This window comes from Micromonospora radicis, from assembly GCF_003583405.1.
In the GTDB taxonomy this organism is placed as follows: domain Bacteria; phylum Actinomycetota; class Actinomycetes; order Mycobacteriales; family Micromonosporaceae; genus Micromonospora; species Micromonospora radicis.
Genome location: NZ_QXEC01000002.1, coordinates 182968 through 199392, shown reverse-complemented (window position 1 = coordinate 199392; position 16425 = coordinate 182968). Strand labels below are relative to the sequence as shown.

Annotated in this window: 13 protein-coding genes; 6 read left to right on the top strand and 7 right to left on the bottom strand. The window is 72.2% G+C overall.

All coding sequences use genetic code 11. The features are described 5' to 3' along the window. Positions 1-2 precede the first annotated feature (2 nt). The 4 genes from D2L64_RS03570 to ftsY form a co-directional block, all read right to left on the bottom strand. Complete coding sequence (locus D2L64_RS03570) at positions 3-341, bottom strand: P-II family nitrogen regulator (protein WP_165521895.1); 339 nt, start codon at positions 339-341, stop codon at positions 3-5. Between the two features lie 25 nt (positions 342-366). Further along, positions 367-1728, bottom strand: a complete 1362-nt coding sequence (locus D2L64_RS03565) for an ammonium transporter (RefSeq protein WP_119573097.1) — start codon at positions 1726-1728, stop codon at positions 367-369. Positions 1729-1907: 179 nt separating this feature from the next. Continuing rightward, on the bottom strand, positions 1908-2771 hold the full coding sequence (locus D2L64_RS03560) for a phosphotransferase (RefSeq protein WP_199714389.1): 864 nt from the start codon (positions 2769-2771) through the stop codon (positions 1908-1910). Between the two features lie 6 nt (positions 2772-2777). After that, positions 2778-3968 carry a signal recognition particle-docking protein FtsY gene (gene ftsY, locus D2L64_RS03555; protein ID WP_119573093.1) on the bottom strand — a complete coding sequence of 397 codons (1191 nt, stop codon included), beginning with the start codon at positions 3966-3968 and terminating at the stop codon, positions 2778-2780. A 152-nt stretch (positions 3969-4120) separates the two neighbouring features. Here ftsY and D2L64_RS03550 point away from each other — a divergent pair, with 152 nt between their 5' ends. The 4 genes from D2L64_RS03550 to D2L64_RS03535 all read left to right on the top strand — a co-directional run bounded on the left by D2L64_RS03550 (position 4121) and on the right by D2L64_RS03535 (position 8894). Further along, a complete protein-coding gene (locus D2L64_RS03550) occupies positions 4121-5842 on the top strand; it encodes an alkaline phosphatase D family protein (RefSeq protein ID WP_119573091.1) in 1722 nt (573 codons plus the stop codon). Between the two features lie 170 nt (positions 5843-6012). Beyond that, a complete protein-coding gene (locus D2L64_RS03545) occupies positions 6013-6453 on the top strand; it encodes a MarR family winged helix-turn-helix transcriptional regulator (RefSeq protein ID WP_119573089.1) in 441 nt (146 codons plus the stop codon). A 253-nt stretch (positions 6454-6706) separates the two neighbouring features. Continuing rightward, a complete protein-coding gene (locus D2L64_RS03540) occupies positions 6707-8416 on the top strand; it encodes an MDR family MFS transporter (protein ID WP_119573087.1) in 1710 nt (569 codons plus the stop codon). After that, a complete protein-coding gene (locus tag D2L64_RS03535; RefSeq protein ID WP_119573085.1) occupies positions 8364-8894 on the top strand; it encodes a DinB family protein in 531 nt (176 codons plus the stop codon). Before D2L64_RS03540 ends, D2L64_RS03535 begins: the two co-directional genes overlap by 53 nt. Before the next feature lie 62 nt (positions 8895-8956). Here the strand turns inward: D2L64_RS03535 and D2L64_RS03530 are convergent, their stop codons facing one another. The 3 genes from D2L64_RS03530 to D2L64_RS03520 form a co-directional block, all read right to left on the bottom strand. Next, positions 8957-9577, bottom strand: coding sequence for an HAD family hydrolase (locus D2L64_RS03530; RefSeq protein WP_119573083.1), 621 nt, complete (start codon positions 9575-9577; stop codon positions 8957-8959). Then, entirely contained in the window at positions 9577-13191 is a 3615-nt protein-coding gene (smc, locus tag D2L64_RS03525; RefSeq protein WP_119573081.1) for a chromosome segregation protein SMC, read from the bottom strand. Before smc ends, D2L64_RS03530 begins: the two co-directional genes overlap by 1 nt. A gap of 247 nt (positions 13192-13438) precedes the next feature. Next, positions 13439-13633 (bottom strand): hypothetical protein, encoded by a 195-nt coding sequence (locus D2L64_RS03520; RefSeq protein ID WP_093401709.1) that lies wholly within the window; start codon positions 13631-13633, stop codon positions 13439-13441. 371 nt (positions 13634-14004) lie between these two features. Between D2L64_RS03520 and D2L64_RS03515 the strand changes: the two genes are divergently transcribed. Then, positions 14005-15402, top strand: a complete 1398-nt coding sequence (locus D2L64_RS03515; RefSeq protein WP_119573448.1) for a CAP domain-containing protein — start codon at positions 14005-14007, stop codon at positions 15400-15402. Positions 15403-15559: 157 nt separating this feature from the next. Next, complete coding sequence (locus D2L64_RS03510) at positions 15560-16396, top strand: endo alpha-1,4 polygalactosaminidase (RefSeq protein WP_119573447.1); 837 nt, start codon at positions 15560-15562, stop codon at positions 16394-16396. Positions 16397-16425: the final 29 nt, after the last annotated feature.

Here is a 16425-nt window from a genome sequence, read left to right as displayed (position 1 = left end):
TCCTACAGGGCGTCCAGGCCGCGCTCGCCGGTGCGGACCCGGACGACCTCCTCGACTCCGGTCACCCAGACCTTGCCGTCACCGATCTTGCCGGTCCGGGCGGCACCGACCACCGCGTCGACGATCTTCTCGACGTCGATCTCGTCGGTGAGCACCTCCACCCGGATCTTCGGCAGGAACTCGACGGTGTACTCGGCACCCCGGTAGACCTCGGTGTGCCCCTTCTGACGGCCGTAACCCTGGACCTCGCTGACGGTCAACCCGGCCACGCCCAGGGCGTGCAGGGCCTCCTTGACGGCGTCCAACTGGTGCGGCTTGATGACCGCGGTCACCAGCTTCATGTCCAACCCCTCCATCCGCAGAACGTTAGCCGGCGACCTTTTCGCTCACCGGTTCGGTGGGCTCGGTCTTCGGCGTGGCCGTGGGAGCGATGCCCGCGGCAGCGAACGCTCCGCCGCCACCCGTGGAGCTGAACTCGTACGCGCTCTCGGCGTGCTCGGCGTTGTCGATACCCTCGACCTCGGCCTCGGCGCTGGCCCGGAAGCCGATGGTCTTCTCGATCGCGAAGCCGATGATGTAGGCCACCACGAACGAGTAGACCAGCACCGCGACCACACCGATGGCCTGCAGGCCGAGCAGCTCGATGCCGCCGCCGTAGAGCAGACCGTCGTTGCCCTCGCCGGCCAGCACCTCGATTGCCAGGAAGCCGATGAGCAGCGAGCCGATGATGCCGCCGACCATGTGCACGGCGACCACGTCGAGCGAGTCGTCGTACTTGAACCGGTACTTCAGGCCGACCGCGAGCGCGCAGACCGCACCGGCGATCACACCGAGGGCGATGGCGCCGAGCGGCTCCAGGAAGGCACAGGCGGGGGTGATGCCGACCAGACCGGCGATGGCACCGGAAGCCGCACCGAGGGTGGTGGGCTTGCCGTCGCGGATCCACTCGACCACGATCCAGCCGAGCACCGCGGCGGCGGTGGCGACCTGCGTGTTGATCAGCGAGACGGCGGCGGCGCCGTCGGCCGCACCGGCCGAGCCGGCGTTGAAGCCGAACCAGCCGAACCAGAGCAGCGCCGCACCGAGCAGCACCATCGGCAGGTTGTGCGGCTTGAACTTGTCCTTCGGCCAGCCGACCCGCTTGCCGAGGACCAGCGCCAGGGCGAGCGCCGCGGCACCGGCGTTGATGTGCACCGCGGTGCCACCGGCGAAGTCGAGCACGCCCAGCTCGCCGATCCAGCCACCGCCCCACACCCAGTGCGCGACCGGGAAGTAGACCAGCGTGGCCCACAGGCCGGCGAAGAGCAGCCACGGGCCGAACTTGGCCCGGTCGGCGATCGCGCCGCTGATCAGGGCGACGGTGATCACGGCGAACATCAGCTGGAAGCCGGCGAACAGCAGGTCGGGGATGCCCCCCTCGGTGCCGCTCTCCAGCATGCCGCGCAGACCGGCGGCGGAGAGATCACCGGTGATCCCGCCGATGTCCCCACTGAAGGCGATGCTGTAGCCGTAGAACACCCACAACAGGCTGACCAGGCCGATCGCCCCGAAGCTCATCATCATCATGTTGAGCACGGACTTGGATCGCGTCATGCCGCCGTAGAAAAGCGCCAGCCCGGGCGTCATGAGCAACACCAGGGCGGCTGAAGTCAAAATCCAGGCGGTGGCACCAGAATCTAGCTCCGGCACGCTGCCTCCTCTCGGGTTGTTTTCCCTCCCTCCCGGCATCGCGCAGCATCGCCCGTACGCCGGTTGCGCGGAAGCCTGGTAGTCGGCTGTTTCGCCGAGGGTCCCCGGCTGGTTTCCGAACCATGACGGCTTGTTTCGTACGTGTGAAGAAAATCGCACACCTCGGCGCTTCGACGGGGGTGGATCGGCCGTTTGGTGCCGGTCTATCCCCCGACCGCTCAGCGCAGGGCGTCTTCGAGCAACTGCCGCTCGTAGTCGAGCAGCCGCAGATCCCGCATCGGCCGGCGCAGGTGCCCCTTGTGCACGATCCGGACGAACGCCGGTTCCCCCGCGGCGGCCATCCGGCGGATGCCCTCCACGTGGTCGACGATCCGCTTGCGGATGGTGCGGATCAACCGGTGCCGGTCGCGCGGGATCAACCCGTACGCGTCGGCGAACAGCCGCAGCCGACGCGGCCGGTCCGGATGTTTCCAGCCGAGGGTGATCGAGTCCCGGTCGGAGAAGATCGGCACCCAGGTCCAGGCGGCGTACGCCACGTCGTAGATCCGCGCGCCCGGTGAGGCGAGGTCGAAGTCGATCAGCCCGAGGGTGCCGTCCGGCCGCCAGATCACGTTGTGCGGCGCGGCGTCGTGGTGACAGACGACCTCGGTGTCCGGCGGCGGCGGGCCGAACGAGCGCCACACCGCCTGCGGCGGTGGGACGAAGCCGTACTGGGCGTCGTGGAACATCCGCAGCATGGTGGCGACGGTGACCAGCGCCTCGTCGGTTACCCAGTGCGGGGCGAGCGGGTACTCCCCGCACTCCCCCTCCAGGTACGACAGCACCTCGCGGTTGCGCTCGTCCATGCCCAGGGCCCGCGGCGCGCCGGTGAACCCCACGTACTCCAGGTGCCGCAGCAGGGCGTGCACCGACGGGGTCCACGGTCCGGCGTTACGCCGGACCGTGTCGCCCACCCGCACCACGGTGCTGACGTTCCCGCCGTGCAGGGGGATCTCCTGCGAAGTCACGTACGGTCTCCCGAGGCGCTGCGACGGGTGGCTCGGGTCACGCCAGCCCGCGTACGCGCGATTGTCTCTGGTCACCCGAGGTTACGCGGTCGGTCCGGCGGCTTCGGTGCCAAGCAGCGCGTCGACGAACTGCGCGGGGTCGAACGGCGCCAGGTCGTCCGGGCCCTCGCCGAGGCCGACCAGCTTCACCGGGATGCCGAGCTTGCGCTGTACGGCGATCACGATGCCGCCCTTCGCGGTGCCGTCGAGCTTGGTCAGCACCACCCCGGTCACGTTGACCACCTCGGTGAAGACCCGGGCCTGCTCCAGGCCGTTCTGCCCGGTGGTGGCGTCCAGGATCAGCAGGGTCTCGTCGATCGGGCCGTGCTTCTCCACCACCCGCTTGACCTTGCCCAGCTCGTCCATCAGGCCGATCTTGTTCTGCAGCCGACCGGCGGTGTCCACGAGCACGGTGTCCACGCCGGTGTCGATGCCCCGACGGACCGCGTCGAAGGCGACGCTGGCCGGGTCGGCGCCCTCGGGACCACGGACGGTCTCGGCGCCGACCCGCCCGGCCCAGGTCTCCAGCTGGTCGGCGGCGGCGGCCCGGAAGGTGTCGGCCGCGCCGAGCAGTACGCTACGGCCATCGGCGATCAACACCCGGGCGATCTTGCCACAGGTGGTGGTCTTGCCCGCGCCGTTGACCCCGACCACCAGCAGCACCGCCGGCACGCCCTCCTTCGGCGAGGTATGCAGCGCCCGGTCCAACGCCGGGTCGAGCGCGTTGACCAGCTCGGCGGCGAGCAACGCCCGCAGCTCACCGACGGAGCGGGTGCCCAGCACCCGGGTCCGTTCGCGCAGCCGGTCGACGATCTCGCGGGTCGCGTCGACCCCCACGTCGGCGGTGATCAGGCTGTCCTCGATCTCCTCCCAGACGTCCTCGTCGAGCCGGTCGCGGCTGAGCAGCCCGAGCAGGCCCTTGCCGAAGACGTTCTGCGAGCGCGACAGCCGGGACCGCAGCCGGACCAGCCGGCCGGCGGTCGGCTCGGGCACCTCGACGGCCGGTGCCGGCGCCTCGATCACCGGCGGCGGCTCGACCAGGACACCGGTGGACAGCTCCGCCTCGGGCGCCTGCACCGGCGGACCGGCGAGCTCCTCCTCCGCCCGGGTGTCGACCTCCGTGCGCGGCAGCGGCGGCTCCGGCCGTCGCCGCAGCCTCGGCACGACCAGCCCGATGCCGCCGAGGATCAGCACACCGAGCAGGGCGAGAACGATGAGGAGGTATTCCGTCATGCCGAAATCCTGTCAGATGGCGCCGACCACGTCTCAGCCACCGCTGCCGGGGACGGCTCCCGGCGCCGGCGGTAGTCTCTGCCACAGCCAGCAGTGGTACGACCGCCGGCCGGGTACGTAGGAGTCGAAGCTCTCTCATCTGGAGGTCCGACATGCCCGCCGAGCTGCTCATCGGCCCCCTGCTGCGCCGGGTCGTCGGTACGCGGGCCACCGTGTGGGTGGAGACCACGGCACCCGCGGTGGTCACCGTCCGCACCCCTGGCGGCGCCGCCGGCACCGCGACCACCTTCACCGCGTACGACCACCACTACGCGCTGGTGGTGGTGGAGGGACTCAACCCGGACAGCGCCACCACCTACGAGGTGCTGATCGACGACGAGGTGGCCTGGCCACTGCCCGACGACCGGTTCCCGCCCAGCGTGATCCGTACCCGCGCCGCCGAGGACCGGGACCAGCCGGTACGGCTGCTCTTCGGCTCCTGCCGGGAGACCACGCAGCACGCCACCACCCGCAAGCTGCCGCCGGACGCGCTCGACGCGTACGCCCGGCGGATCCTGGCCGACCCCGACCCGGCGGCCCTGCCCGACCTGCTGGTGCTCCTCGGCGACCAGGTGTACGCCGACGAGACCTCGCCCACCATCAAGCGGCTGCTGCGTCGGCGCCGACGACGCCCCGAGGGCGCGCCGACCGACCAGGTGGTGAGCTTCGACGAGTACACCAAGCTGTACCTGGAGTCGTGGGGAGACCCGGAGATCCGTTGGCTGTTCTCCACCGTGCCCAGCGTGATGATCTTCGACGACCACGAGATCATCGACGACTGGAACACCTCCGCGTCCTGGCGGGCCGAACTGCGCGAGCAGCCCTGGTGGGCCGAGCGGATCACCAGCGGACTCGCGTCGTACTGGGTCTACCAGCACCTCGGCAACCTCTCCCCGGACGAGATCGCCGCCGACCCGGTCTTCGCCAAGGTGACCGCGGCCGAGGACGCCACCGTGGTGCTGCGCGAGTTCGGTGAGCGGGTCGACACCGAGGCGGACCTGGCGCACGACACCGAACGCTGGCGCCAGGTGCAGTACCAGTTCAGCTACGCGCTCGACCTGGGCCGGACCCGCCTGGTGATGCTCGACAGCCGGTGCAGCCGGGTGCTGGAGCCGGGCCGGCGGGCGATGCTGCCGGCCGGCGAGTGGTCCTGGTTCGTCGACCAGGTGCACGGCGACTACGACCACCTGGTCGTCGGGTCGTCGCTGCCCTGGCTGCTGCCGCCCGGCATCCACCATGTCGAGGCGTGGAACGAGAAACTGGCCGACTCGTCCCGGGCCTGGGTCGCCGCCCTGGCGGAACGGCTGCGCCGCGGCCTCGACCTGGAGCACTGGGGCGCCTTCCGCCGCTCGTTCGACGCCCTGGGTGCGCTGTTCGCCCGGGTCGGCAGCGGTGCCGACGGCGCACCCGACGACCGCAAGGGCGCCGGCCCGGCGTACCCGCCACCGGCGTCGATCAACGTGCTCTCCGGCGACGTGCACCACTCGTACGTGGCCCGGGTCCGTTTCGCCGACCCGGCGGTACGCACCCCCGTACACCAGCTCACCTGCTCACCGATCCACAACCAGGTGCCGGCCGGGATGCGCCCGCTGATGCGGCTGGGCTGGGCGCGCGGACCGGCCGGGGCGACCCGGGCCCTGGCCCGCGCCGCCGGGGTGCCCCGACCGCTGGTGAAGTGGCGCAAGCTCGCCGGGCCGTACTTCGGCAACGCGGTGGGGACGCTCACCCACGCCGGCCGCGCGGCCGAGGTGATCATCGAGGGCACCACCAGCGACGGGCACCTGCGCGAGGTGGCCCGCCACCGGCTCACCCCGGATCCGACCCAGCCGGCCTGACGGTCCCGTGGTCGGGCCAAGGACCGGGCCGGGGCCAGGGTTGGAGCCAGGCGGCCAGGGTTGGGGGGATCAGGGCCAGCGCCGGGCGCCGAGGGGCCAGGGCCGAGGAGTGGGCACCGCGCGTCGGCACCGGCTGGCTTGCCGGTGCCGACGCTTCGTAGTCTCGACGGGTGGACGAGCAACCGGCGGACAGCCTGCGCGAGGTCGAGCACGAACTGACCGCGTTGTTGCGCCGTGGCCGGGCCATCTCGTGGGAGATCGCCAGCGAGGTGCACCCCAACCTGGAACCGAACGCGTACGGGTTGCTGCTCTGGCTGCGCCGTTCCGGATCGACCCGGCTGACCGACCTGGCCACCCGGCTCGGCGTTGGCAAGGGCACGCTGAGCCGGCAGATTCACAGCCTGGAGGCGCTCGGACTGGTCCGCCGCGTGCCCGATCCGAGTGACCGGCGCGCGGCTCAGCTCAGCCTGACCGAGGAGGGGCAGCGCCGGTTCGACGCGGCGCGGGCATCTCGACTCGGACAGATCCGGCAGGCGCTACAGAACTGGCCGGCACGGGACGTGGCAGAGTTCGCCCGCCTGATGCGCCAGTTCAACGACGCCTGGGGCTGACCGCCCCGACACGGTACGCCGCCGTCTGGCCGCGCCCCCGAAGCGGCGCGCCACCGTTTCGCCGCACTGCGCGTGCCGCCCGAAGCGGCGCGCCGCCGTTTCGCCGCGCTGCGGGTGTCGACGCCCGGTTGATCACGCCATTCCGGCGTAACGGCGCCGGAATAGACCTTGGTCACCTCATGTTGTTGCTTGAGGCAACCAAGGCCTACGGTTGCCTGCGGCAACGTTCTCGTTCCACCTGGAGGCACCACCCATGACTCAGGCGAGCGCCCCCGCCCGAGCGATCCCCGTCCAGATGTCCCACCGGCAGATCCTGGAGGCCCTCTCCGGCCTACTGCTGGGCATGTTCGTGGCGATCCTCTCCGGCACCGTCGTCTCGAACGCGCTGCCGAGGATCATCACCGAGCTGGACGGCACCCAGTCCGCGTACACCTGGGTGGTCACCTCGACGCTGCTGGCCACCACCGCGACCACCCCGCTCTGGGGCAAGCTCGCCGACCTGACCAGCAAGAAGCTCCTGGTCCAGGCGGCCCTGGCGATCTTCGTACTCGGCTCGGTGCTGGCCGGGCTCGCCCAGTCCACCGGGCAGCTGATCGCCTGCCGGGTGGTCCAGGGCGTCGGCGCCGGTGGCCTCACCGCGCTGGCCCAGGTGATCATGGCAACGATGATCGCGCCCCGGGAGCGGGGCCGGTACAGCGGCTACCTCGGCGCGGTGATGGCCGTCGGCACCATCGGCGGCCCGCTGATCGGCGGCGTCATCGTCGACACCGCGTGGCTCGGCTGGCGCTGGTGCTTCTACGTCGGCGTCCCGTTCGCGGTCGTCGCCCTGATCGTCCTCCAGAAGACCCTCGACCTGCCGGTGGTCAAGCGGACGGTGAAGATCGACTGGTGGGGCGCCACCCTGATCACCGCCGCCGTGTCGCTGCTGCTGATCTGGGTCTCGCTCGCCGGCAACCGGTTCGACTGGCTCTCCTGGCAGACCGCGGTCATGGTGGCCGGCGCCCTGCTGCTCGGTGCCGCGGCGGTCCGGATCGAGACCCGCGCCGACGAGCCGCTGATCCCGCCGCAGCTGTTCCGCAACCGCACCATCACCCTCTCGGTGGTGGCCAGCGTCGCGGTCGGCGTGGGCATGTTCGGCGCCTCGGTCTTCCTCAGCCAGTACTTCCAGATCAGCCGGGGGGCCAGCCCCACCAGGTCCGGCCTGATGACCCTGCCGATGATCCTCGGCCTGCTGGTGGCCGCCACGGTCGTCGGCCGGATCATCACCAGCACCGGCCACTGGAAGCGCTACCTGGTCGCCGGCTCGGCACTGCTCACCGTCGGCTTCGCCCTGCTGGGCACGCTCCGGGCGGACACGCCGTACTGGCAGGTCAGCGTGTTCATGGCGCTGATCGGTATCGGGCTGGGCATGACCATGCAGAACCTGGTACTCGCCGTGCAGAACACCGTGGGCGCCCACGAACTCGGTACGGCCAGCTCGGTGGTGGCCTTCTTCCGCAGCCTCGGCGGCGCGGTCGGGGTCAGCGCGCTCGGTGCCCTGCTCGGGCACAACGTCACCCGCTACCTCACCGACGGGCTGGCCACGCTCGGCGTACCGGCCTCGGCCGGCGGCGGTGGCGGCACCCTGCCGGACGTGCACACGCTGCCGGCACCGATCCGGGCAGTGGTCGAGTCAGCGTACGGGCACGGCGCCGGGGATGTCTTCCTGGCTGCCGCGCCGTTCGGGCTGATCGCCCTGATCGCGGTCCTGTTCATCAAGGAGGTGCCGCTGCTGCGGCACACCGGCGGCCCGCTCACGGAGGAGCGCAAGGGCCCCCTGTCGACGCCCAGCGTGGTAGCGGGGCACCTTGTTGACACCGGGACCGGAAAACCGTTCGCGGACCGGCCGGCGGCGCCGCACGATGGCGGACATGACCTGGAGAGCACCCGAGATCGATCGCCGGCACGAGCCCTACCTCGGTGACGAGCGCACCATGCTGGCGGGCTGGCTGAACTTCCACCGCGACACCCTGCTGCACAAGTGCGCCGGGCTGACCGGCGACCAGCTGCGGACCGCGAGCGTGTCGCCGTCCACGCTGAGCCTGCTCGGTCTGGTCCGGCACATGACCGTCGTCGAACGGTCGTGGTTCCGGCAACGCTTCGCCGGCGTGGACCTGCCCGAGCTGTACGACTTCGACGCCGACCCGGACGCCGAGTTCAACACCGTCGACACCGCCGACGCCGAGGCCGACTTCGCCGCCTTCCGCGCCGAGATGCTCGCGGCAGACGCGGTCGTCGCCGACCGCGGCCTGGACGAGGTCTGCGCCGTCAAGTTCCGCGACGGCACCACCAACGAGATCAGCCTGCGCTGGATCTACCTCCACATGATCGAGGAGTACGCCCGGCACAACGGCCACGCCGACCTGATCCGCGAACGCCTCGACGGCGTGACCGGCGGCTGACCACCACGGTCCCGGCAACGCTGTGATCCCGACAAGGCCGCGTCCTCGGCGCGGCCGCGTGCTCAGCAGCCCAGCGCGGCCCGCAGGTACCGCAGGTCCGCCGGGCCGGTCCAGCGGTAGGCCGACAGCCCCGCCACCCGGGCACCACTGATCGCCCGGTCCTCGTCGTCGACGAAGAGCACCCGGTCCGGTGCGGCCTCCAGCGCCAGGCACGCCGCCTGGAAGTACTCCTTGGCCGGCTTGTGCACCCCGATCGCCGAGGAGTTGACCACCACGTCCAGTTCGTCGGTGAGGCCCAGCGCCGCCAGGTCCGCGTCGAGCAGGTCGGAGGCGTTGGTACCGAGCCCGACCCGGACACCGGCCGCGCGTACCTCGCGCAGGAACGCCAACACCTGCGGGTCGACCTCGCCGCGGTAGCTCTGCCACTGCCGCACCGCGGCGCGGGCCCGCTCCGGGTCGCCCACCGAGGGAGTCAGCGCGTCGGCCACACTCGACACCCACTCGGCGTGGCTGACCCGGCCGGTGAGCACCGGCTGGAGCAGCCCCCAGGACTCGGCGATCTCACCGAGCACCCCGGCGGAGAGGCCGTACTCCCGTTCCACCCCGGCGGCGACCGCCGGATCCCACCGACGCAGCACCCCGTCGAAGTCCACCAGCAGCGCCGTCGCGCGTGCCCGAGCCACTACCCGTTCTCCTCGCCGCGGCCTGGCCGCTCGTCGTCGGTGTCGGCCCGGTTGAGCCGTTGACTGATCACCTGGGTGACCCCGCCGCGCATGGTCACGCCGTACAGTGCGTCGGCGATCTCCATCGTCCGTTTCTGGTGCGTGATGACGATGAGCTGGCTCTTCTCCCGCAGCTGCGCCATCAGGGTGATCAGCCGGCCCAGGTTGACGTCGTCGAGCGCCGCCTCGACCTCGTCCATGATGTAGAACGGGCTGGGCCGGGCGCGGAAGATCGCCACCAGCATCGCCACCGCGGTCAGCGACCGTTCACCACCGGAGAGCAGCGACAGCCGCTTGATCTTCTTGCCCGGTGGGCGGGCCTCGACCTCGACCCCGGTGGTCAGCAGGTCGTCCGGTTCGGTGAGCACCAGCCGTCCCTCGCCACCGGGGAAGAGGACGGTGAAGACCTGTTCGAACTCCCGGGCGGTGTCGGCGAAGGCGCTGGCGAACACCTCCAGGATCCGCTCGTCGACGTCCTTGACCACGGTGAGCAGGTCACGTCGGGTCGCCTTGAGGTCCTCCAGCTGCTCGGAGAGGAACTTGTAGCGCTCCTCCAGCGCGGCGAACTCCTCCAACGCGAGCGGGTTGACCTTGCCGAGCAGGGTCAGTTCCCGCTCGGCCTTCGCGGCCCGCTTCTCCTGCACGGGGCGCTCGTAGCGGACCGGCTCGGGCACCGGCAGCCCGTCACGTTCGGCGGCGGCCACCTCGGCCTCCGTCGGCGGCACCGGCTGGCTCGGCCCGTACTCGGCGATCAGGGTCTCCACGGTCAACCCGAAGTCCTCGGCGGCCTTGGCCTCCAACTGCTCGATGCGCAGCCGCTGCTCGGCGCGGGCGACCTCGTCGCGGTGCACCTGGCTGGTCAGCCGTTCCAGTTCCGCGCCGAACCGCTTCGCGGCGGCCCGCACCTCCTGGAGTTCCGCCTCGCGGGTGGCCCGTTCGCGGGCTACCGCGTCCCGATGCTCCTCGGCCTGCGCGATGCTGGTGGTCAGCCGGGTCAGCGCCGCCCGCGCCCCACCGGCGACGGCTCGGGCGATGCCCGCACCCCGGGTACGCGCCGCCCGCCGGGCCGCGGCCCGCTCCCGCGCCGCGCGTTCGGCGGTGGCCTGCCGGCGCAGCGAGTCGGCGCGACCGGCGATCGAGGCCACCCGCTCCTCCGCGGTACGCACCGCGAGCCGGACCTCCATCTCGTTCTGCCGGGCCTGCGGCACCATCGCGGCGAGTTGGTCACGCTCGTCGGTGGAGGGCTCGGCGTCGATCGGCGTCGCCTCCGCCAGCCGCAGCCGCTCCGCCAGCTCGTCCAGGGCGGTCAGGTCCCGGTCGCGGGCCGCCTCGGCGCGGGACCGGGACTCGCCCAGCCGGTCGGTCTCCGCCTTCGCCGACCGGGCGGCGGCGCCCAGCTCGGCCAGCCGACGGGCGGCGGCGTTGCGGTGGCTCTCCGCCTCCCGTTTGGCGGCGGCGGCGTGCTGCACCCGCTCCTTGGCCTCGGCCACCGCCGCCCGCGCGTCGACCAGTTGGTCACGCAGTTCGGCGCTGGCCGCCTCGGCGGTGAGCCGGTTGGTACGGGCCTCCTCGACGGCCGCCTGTACCTCGATGTAGCTGGGCGCCTTCGCCGACCCGCCGGCCGCCGCGTACGCCCCGAGGACGTCACCCTCCCGGGTGACCGCGCGCAACTCGGGGTTGCCGGCGACCACCTCCGCCGCGGCGGCGAGGTCGTCGACCAGCACCACGTCACGCAGCGCCCGGTGCACCGCCGGCCTGATCTGCGCGTCGCAGTCGACCAGGTCGGGCGCCCACTGGGCGCGGTCCGGCAGCTTCGGGCGCAGCGCGTCGGCGGAGCCGGACATGCCCGGCCCGGCGGGGCTGCCGACCAGCACACCGGCGCGTCCCGCGTCGGAGATCTTCAGCAGCCGCATCGCCTCGACCGCCTCGTCGACCCCGGTGACCGCGACCGCGTCGGCCAGCCCACCGAGAGCGGCGGCGAGCGCCGCCTCGTGGCCGGGCGCGACCGTGAGCAGGCCGGCGAGGCTGCCCAGCAGGCCGGGTACCTGGTCGGCGCGGGCCAGCAACGCGCCGGCGCCGTCCTTGCGCCGTAGGCCCAGCGCGAGCGCCTCCTCCCGGGCCTTCCAGGTGGCGGCGTCCTTCTCGGCGGCCCGCTCGGCGTCGGAGAGCGAACGGACCGTCGCCTGCGCCTGTTCCTGGGCGGCGACCGCCTCGGCGTGCCGGGCGTCGAGGTCGGCGTTGTCCCGGTCGGCCTCGGTGGACTGCTCGGCGACCGCGTCCAGCTCGGCCTGGGCCCGCTCGGCGCGGGTCAACGCGTCGGCGTGCGCGGCGGCGAGCCGCTCGATCTCCTCGCCGGCACTGGTGGTCCGGGCGCGGGCCGAGTTCACCTGCCCGGTCAGCCGGGCCAACCCCTCCCGCCGGTCGGCGATCGCCTTGGCCGCGGCGACCAGCTCCCGTTCGGCGGCGGCGAGCTGCCGTTCCAGCTCCTGGCGATGTTCCACCGCCTCGGCGAGGCGGATCTGGTCGTCGGTGAGCGCCGCGCGCAGCTCCTCCTCCTGCTCGCGGACCCGTTCGGCCTCGGCCTCCAACTGGTCCGGGTCGCGGCCCGGGCGCTCGTCGTCGGGGGTCGCGCTCAGGTGTCGCAGGCGTTCCAGCGCGAGTTGCTCGATCGAGCGGAACCGCTCCTGCAGGGCGGAGAGCTTGTACCAGGTGTCCTGGGCGGCGGCGAGCAGCGGGGCGTCGGACGCCAGCGCCTCCTCCAACTCGCCGAGCCGGGCCTGTACCTCGGCGTGTTCGGCCTCCACCTGCTCACGGCGCTGCCGCAGCGCCGTCTCGTCGGCGATCTCCCTGTCCAGCGTGGTCCGCAGGGTGGCCAGGTCGTCGGCGAGCAGCCGCAGCCGGGCGTCGCGCAGGTTGGCCTGGATCACCGCGGCCCGCCGGGCCACCTCGGCCTGCCGGCCGAGCGGTTTCAGCTGGCGGCGCAGCTCGGCGGTGAGGTCGGTGAGCCGATTGAGGTTGGTCTGCATCGCGTCGAGCTTGCGCAGCGCCTTTTCCTTGCGCTTGCGGTGCTTGAGGACGCCGGCCGCCTCCTCGATGAACGCCCGCCGGTCCTCCGGCTTGGCGTGCAGCATGCCGTCGAGTCGCCCCTGGCCGACGATGATGTGCATCTCCCGGCCGATGCCGGAGTCGGAGAGCAGCTCCTGGATGTCGAGCAGCCGGCAGGAGTCTCCGTTGATCTCGTACTCGCTCTCGCCGGAGCGGAACATCCGGCGGGTGATGGAGACCTCGGTGTACTCGATCGGCAGTGCGCCGTCGGTGTTGTCGATGGTCAGCGTCACCTCGGCCCGGCCGAGCGGGGCCCGGCCGGCGGTGCCGGCGAAGATGACGTCCTCCATCTTGCCGCCCCGCAGCGCCTTCGCGCCCTGCTCGCCGAGCACCCAGGCGATGGCGTCGACGACGTTGGACTTGCCGGAGCCGTTCGGGCCCACCACACAGGTGATCCCCGGCTCCAGCTTGAGCGTCGTCGCGGAGGCGAAGGACTTGAAGCCCTTCACCGTCAGGCTCTTGAGATGCACTTCTCGATCCTCGTCCGGTGGCCGCCCGTACCGTCGCCCGGCTGCGCGACCCCTGGTGAACCCGCAGACTAACCCGCGACCAGGTGGCCCGCGCCACGCGACCCGCCTGCCGGTCGGCACCGGACCGCCGGTGCCGGCACCGCCCGAATCACCCATACCGGATGGGTACGCACAGAACCGCGCGCCGGCACTTGGTGTCGGCGCGCTTCGTGCGGGTGGTGCTATTCGGTTGTGGCGGCCAGGTGGATCAGGTCAGCGCGGGCTCGGCCAGACGAAGCAGATCGTCCGCCTCTGCCGCAGCCGCCGCGAGCCGATCGTTCTCAGCACGCAGCCGGGTGACCTCGAACTCCAGTGACTGAACCCTGGCACGCAGTCGGGTGACCTCGTCGAGCAGGCGCCGATCGGGCGCCGCACCTACGTGGCCGTAGAGGGCCTTCGCCATGTTGACTCCTTGAATTGCGCTGCCGGAGAAGCCGGCCAACGCGCGCCCTTGTGTACGCGACTACCATCCCCACGAATTCTGGGCACGGCCGGGCGCGACTGGCGACATCTCCATAGTGAGCCGACAGCCCCCACTTCGTCAAGTTTTCACAGGCCGTAGATCATCTCGATGCCTACCTGGCCCGTCACGGGGGGCTGCCACACGGCGCGGACACACTCTGTCCGGACACCCCGACTCTACGCTCCGAATCGGCAGTTCAACTCACCCGGACGTACAGGGTCCTCTTAACTCTTCCTTAGCCACGTTGCTGCTGTTCGTAACGACCACGTAGCGTCACCCCGGCCCGTACCCGACCCGTGGAGGCGACAGGCGTGCACGGCTGGAACGAACCGACCGACCCGGAGCACACGGCCCGGCGACCGGAACCGGCGAACGACGACCCGGCCTGGTTGACCGACCGCCCGGCGCCGCGATCGTCGTACCTGTTCGGCGACGAGCCGGAGCCGGCCAACTCGCCCGCCGACTGGTACCGCGACCAGCCCACCGAGCAGTGGCGCCCCGGCGACCCGGCGACGGCCGAGCGGGCGTACCCGGAGCAGGACCGCTACGACCAGCACCCGGCCTGGCAGCCGAACGGACCCGGTCGTGCCGACGAGCCGGTGAGCGGGTACCAGGGCTGGTCGGCCGAGGAGCCCACCAGCCGGATCGGCGCCGCACACGACACCGGCCAGCACGCCCGGCACGCAGCCCCCGAACCCGACCAGTACGACCACCTCGGCCGGCACGACGAGAGCCAGCCCCACGAGCACCCCCGGTGGGAGCAGACCCCACCCCACGACCGGGTGCGGTGGGAGGACACCCAGCGGTACGAGGACAGCCAGCGGTACGGCGAGCCCCAGCAGTACGAGCACGGCCGATGGGACGGGTCGTACGACGTACCGGGTGACGACCGTGGCGGGGTGACCGGGCCGGAGCCCGCCGCCGCCGCGCCGCGCGGCACCGGCCGCCGGTTGTCCCGCCCGCTGGTGATGGGCGGTGCCGCCGCGGCGGCCACGCTGGTGGTCAGCATCGGCGTCGCGGCCCTCGCGCTGCCCGGCGACGACGCGCCGACCAACACCACCGCCGGTGACCTGCCCGTCGCCACGGCACCCGCGGCGCCCGAGGAGGAGCCGGTCCTCCCCTTCGACACGCTCGACTCGCCGAGTCCGAGCCCCAGCACCTCCCCGAGCACCGCCGCCGCGTCCCCGTCGCCCAGCCGGACCGCCCGGCCCACACCCACGCCGTCGCGCAGCAACGCCGCCTCCCGGCAGGGCGTCGCGCGGCAGGGCGCCCCGAGCCGCAGCGCCACGGCCCCCGCCCCCGCCACGTCCTCCCCGTCCAGCGGAGCCGGCACCCAGGCGGCGCAGGTAGTCGAGCTGGTCAACGCGGAACGGGCGAAGGCCGGCTGCGGTGCGTTGAGCATCGACGACAAGCTGATGACCGCAGCCCAGCGGCACAGCCAGGACCAGGCCGACAATCAGAACATGTCGCATACCGGCAGCGACGGCAGCGACCCCGGTGACCGGATCGACCGGGTCGGGTACGCCTGGCGCACCTACGGCGAGAACGTCGCCTGGAACCAGCAGACGCCAGCGGCCGTCATGGACGCCTGGATGAACAGCGACGGACACCGCGCCAACATCCTGAACTGCGCCTTCACCGAGATCGGCGTCGGCGTGGCGAACAGCAACGGCCCGTACTGGACCCAGGTCTTCGCCGCACCCCGCTGACCCCACGCCCGCCGACCACCCGGCACCGCGCGCACCTGTCCCGCCGCGGAGCGCGAGTCCTTGTCAGGTCTGTGCTCGTTTGACCCGGTGAGGTACGCCGGAGCCGGCGTACCGGCTCGGGCGGCGCGACGCCGCCCCGCGATCCGTGGAGCTGGGGATGATCGGGCGGGATGGGCAGCCGGCACGACGGATGGGCCGCGTGCTGCCGCTCGGCGTCGCTGTCGTGCTGCTCACCGCCACGGCCGCCTGCCGGCCCGATCTCACCCCACCCGGCGCGCCGACCAGTTGGCCGGTCGCCTCGGCCCGCCACTGGCAGTGGCAGTGGCAGCTGGACGGGGTGCTGGACCCGACGGTGGAGGCGGACGTCTTCGTGCTCGACCCGGTCACCACCACCACGGCAGAGACCGCCGAGCTACGGTCGCTGGGCCGCCGGCTGGTCTGCCAGGTGTACGTCGGGTCGGTGCACCCCGACGACCCGGACGCGAGCCGCTACCCGGCTCACCTGCGGGGTGCCGCGGTCGCCGGCACCGGCCGCAGCTGGCTGGACGTACGGCGGTGGGACGCGCTGCGGCCGGTGCTGGCCGACCGGTTCCGACTGTGCCGCGGCAAGGGCTTCGGTGCGGTGCTGCTCGCCGACGCCGACGGCTACGCGCACCCCTCCGGCCTGCCACTGGAGTTCGACGACCAGTTGCAGTTCGACCGGCAGGTCGCCGGGCTGGCCCGCTCCCTGGAACTCTCCCCCGGCCTGCTCGGCAACCTCGGGCAGGTCACGGCGCTGGCACCGGACTTCGACTTCGCCGTCAACGAGGAGTGCGTACGGCTGGCGCAGTGCGACAAGCTGCTGCCCTTCGCCGACGCCGGCAAGCCGGTCTTCCACGTCGAGTACTCGGGCTCGACGGCGGACTTCTGCGTCACCAGTGTCGGCTACGGCTTCGCCTCCATCCGCAAGAACCGCACCCTGGACGCCTGGCGGCTGCCCTGCCCACCAGCGTGACCGGCGCCGACCGGCCGATCCCCGGGTGC

Coding starts and splice junctions, on each gene's coding strand:
- D2L64_RS03570 (WP_165521895.1), bottom strand. CDS start 341: ATGAAGCTGGTGACCGCGGTCATCAAGCCGCACCAGTTGGACGCCGTC.
- D2L64_RS03565 (WP_119573097.1), bottom strand. CDS start 1,728: ATGCCGGGAGGGAGGGAAAACAACCCGAGAGGAGGCAGCGTGCCGGAG.
- ftsY (WP_119573093.1), bottom strand. CDS start 3,968: ATGACGGAATACCTCCTCATCGTTCTCGCCCTGCTCGGTGTGCTGATC.
- D2L64_RS03550 (WP_119573091.1), top strand. CDS start 4,121: ATGCCCGCCGAGCTGCTCATCGGCCCCCTGCTGCGCCGGGTCGTCGGT.
- D2L64_RS03540 (WP_119573087.1), top strand. CDS start 6,707: ATGACTCAGGCGAGCGCCCCCGCCCGAGCGATCCCCGTCCAGATGTCC.
- D2L64_RS03535 (WP_119573085.1), top strand. CDS start 8,364: ATGACCTGGAGAGCACCCGAGATCGATCGCCGGCACGAGCCCTACCTC.
- D2L64_RS03520 (WP_093401709.1), bottom strand. CDS start 13,633: ATGGCGAAGGCCCTCTACGGCCACGTAGGTGCGGCGCCCGATCGGCGC.
- D2L64_RS03510 (WP_119573447.1), top strand. CDS start 15,560: ATGATCGGGCGGGATGGGCAGCCGGCACGACGGATGGGCCGCGTGCTG.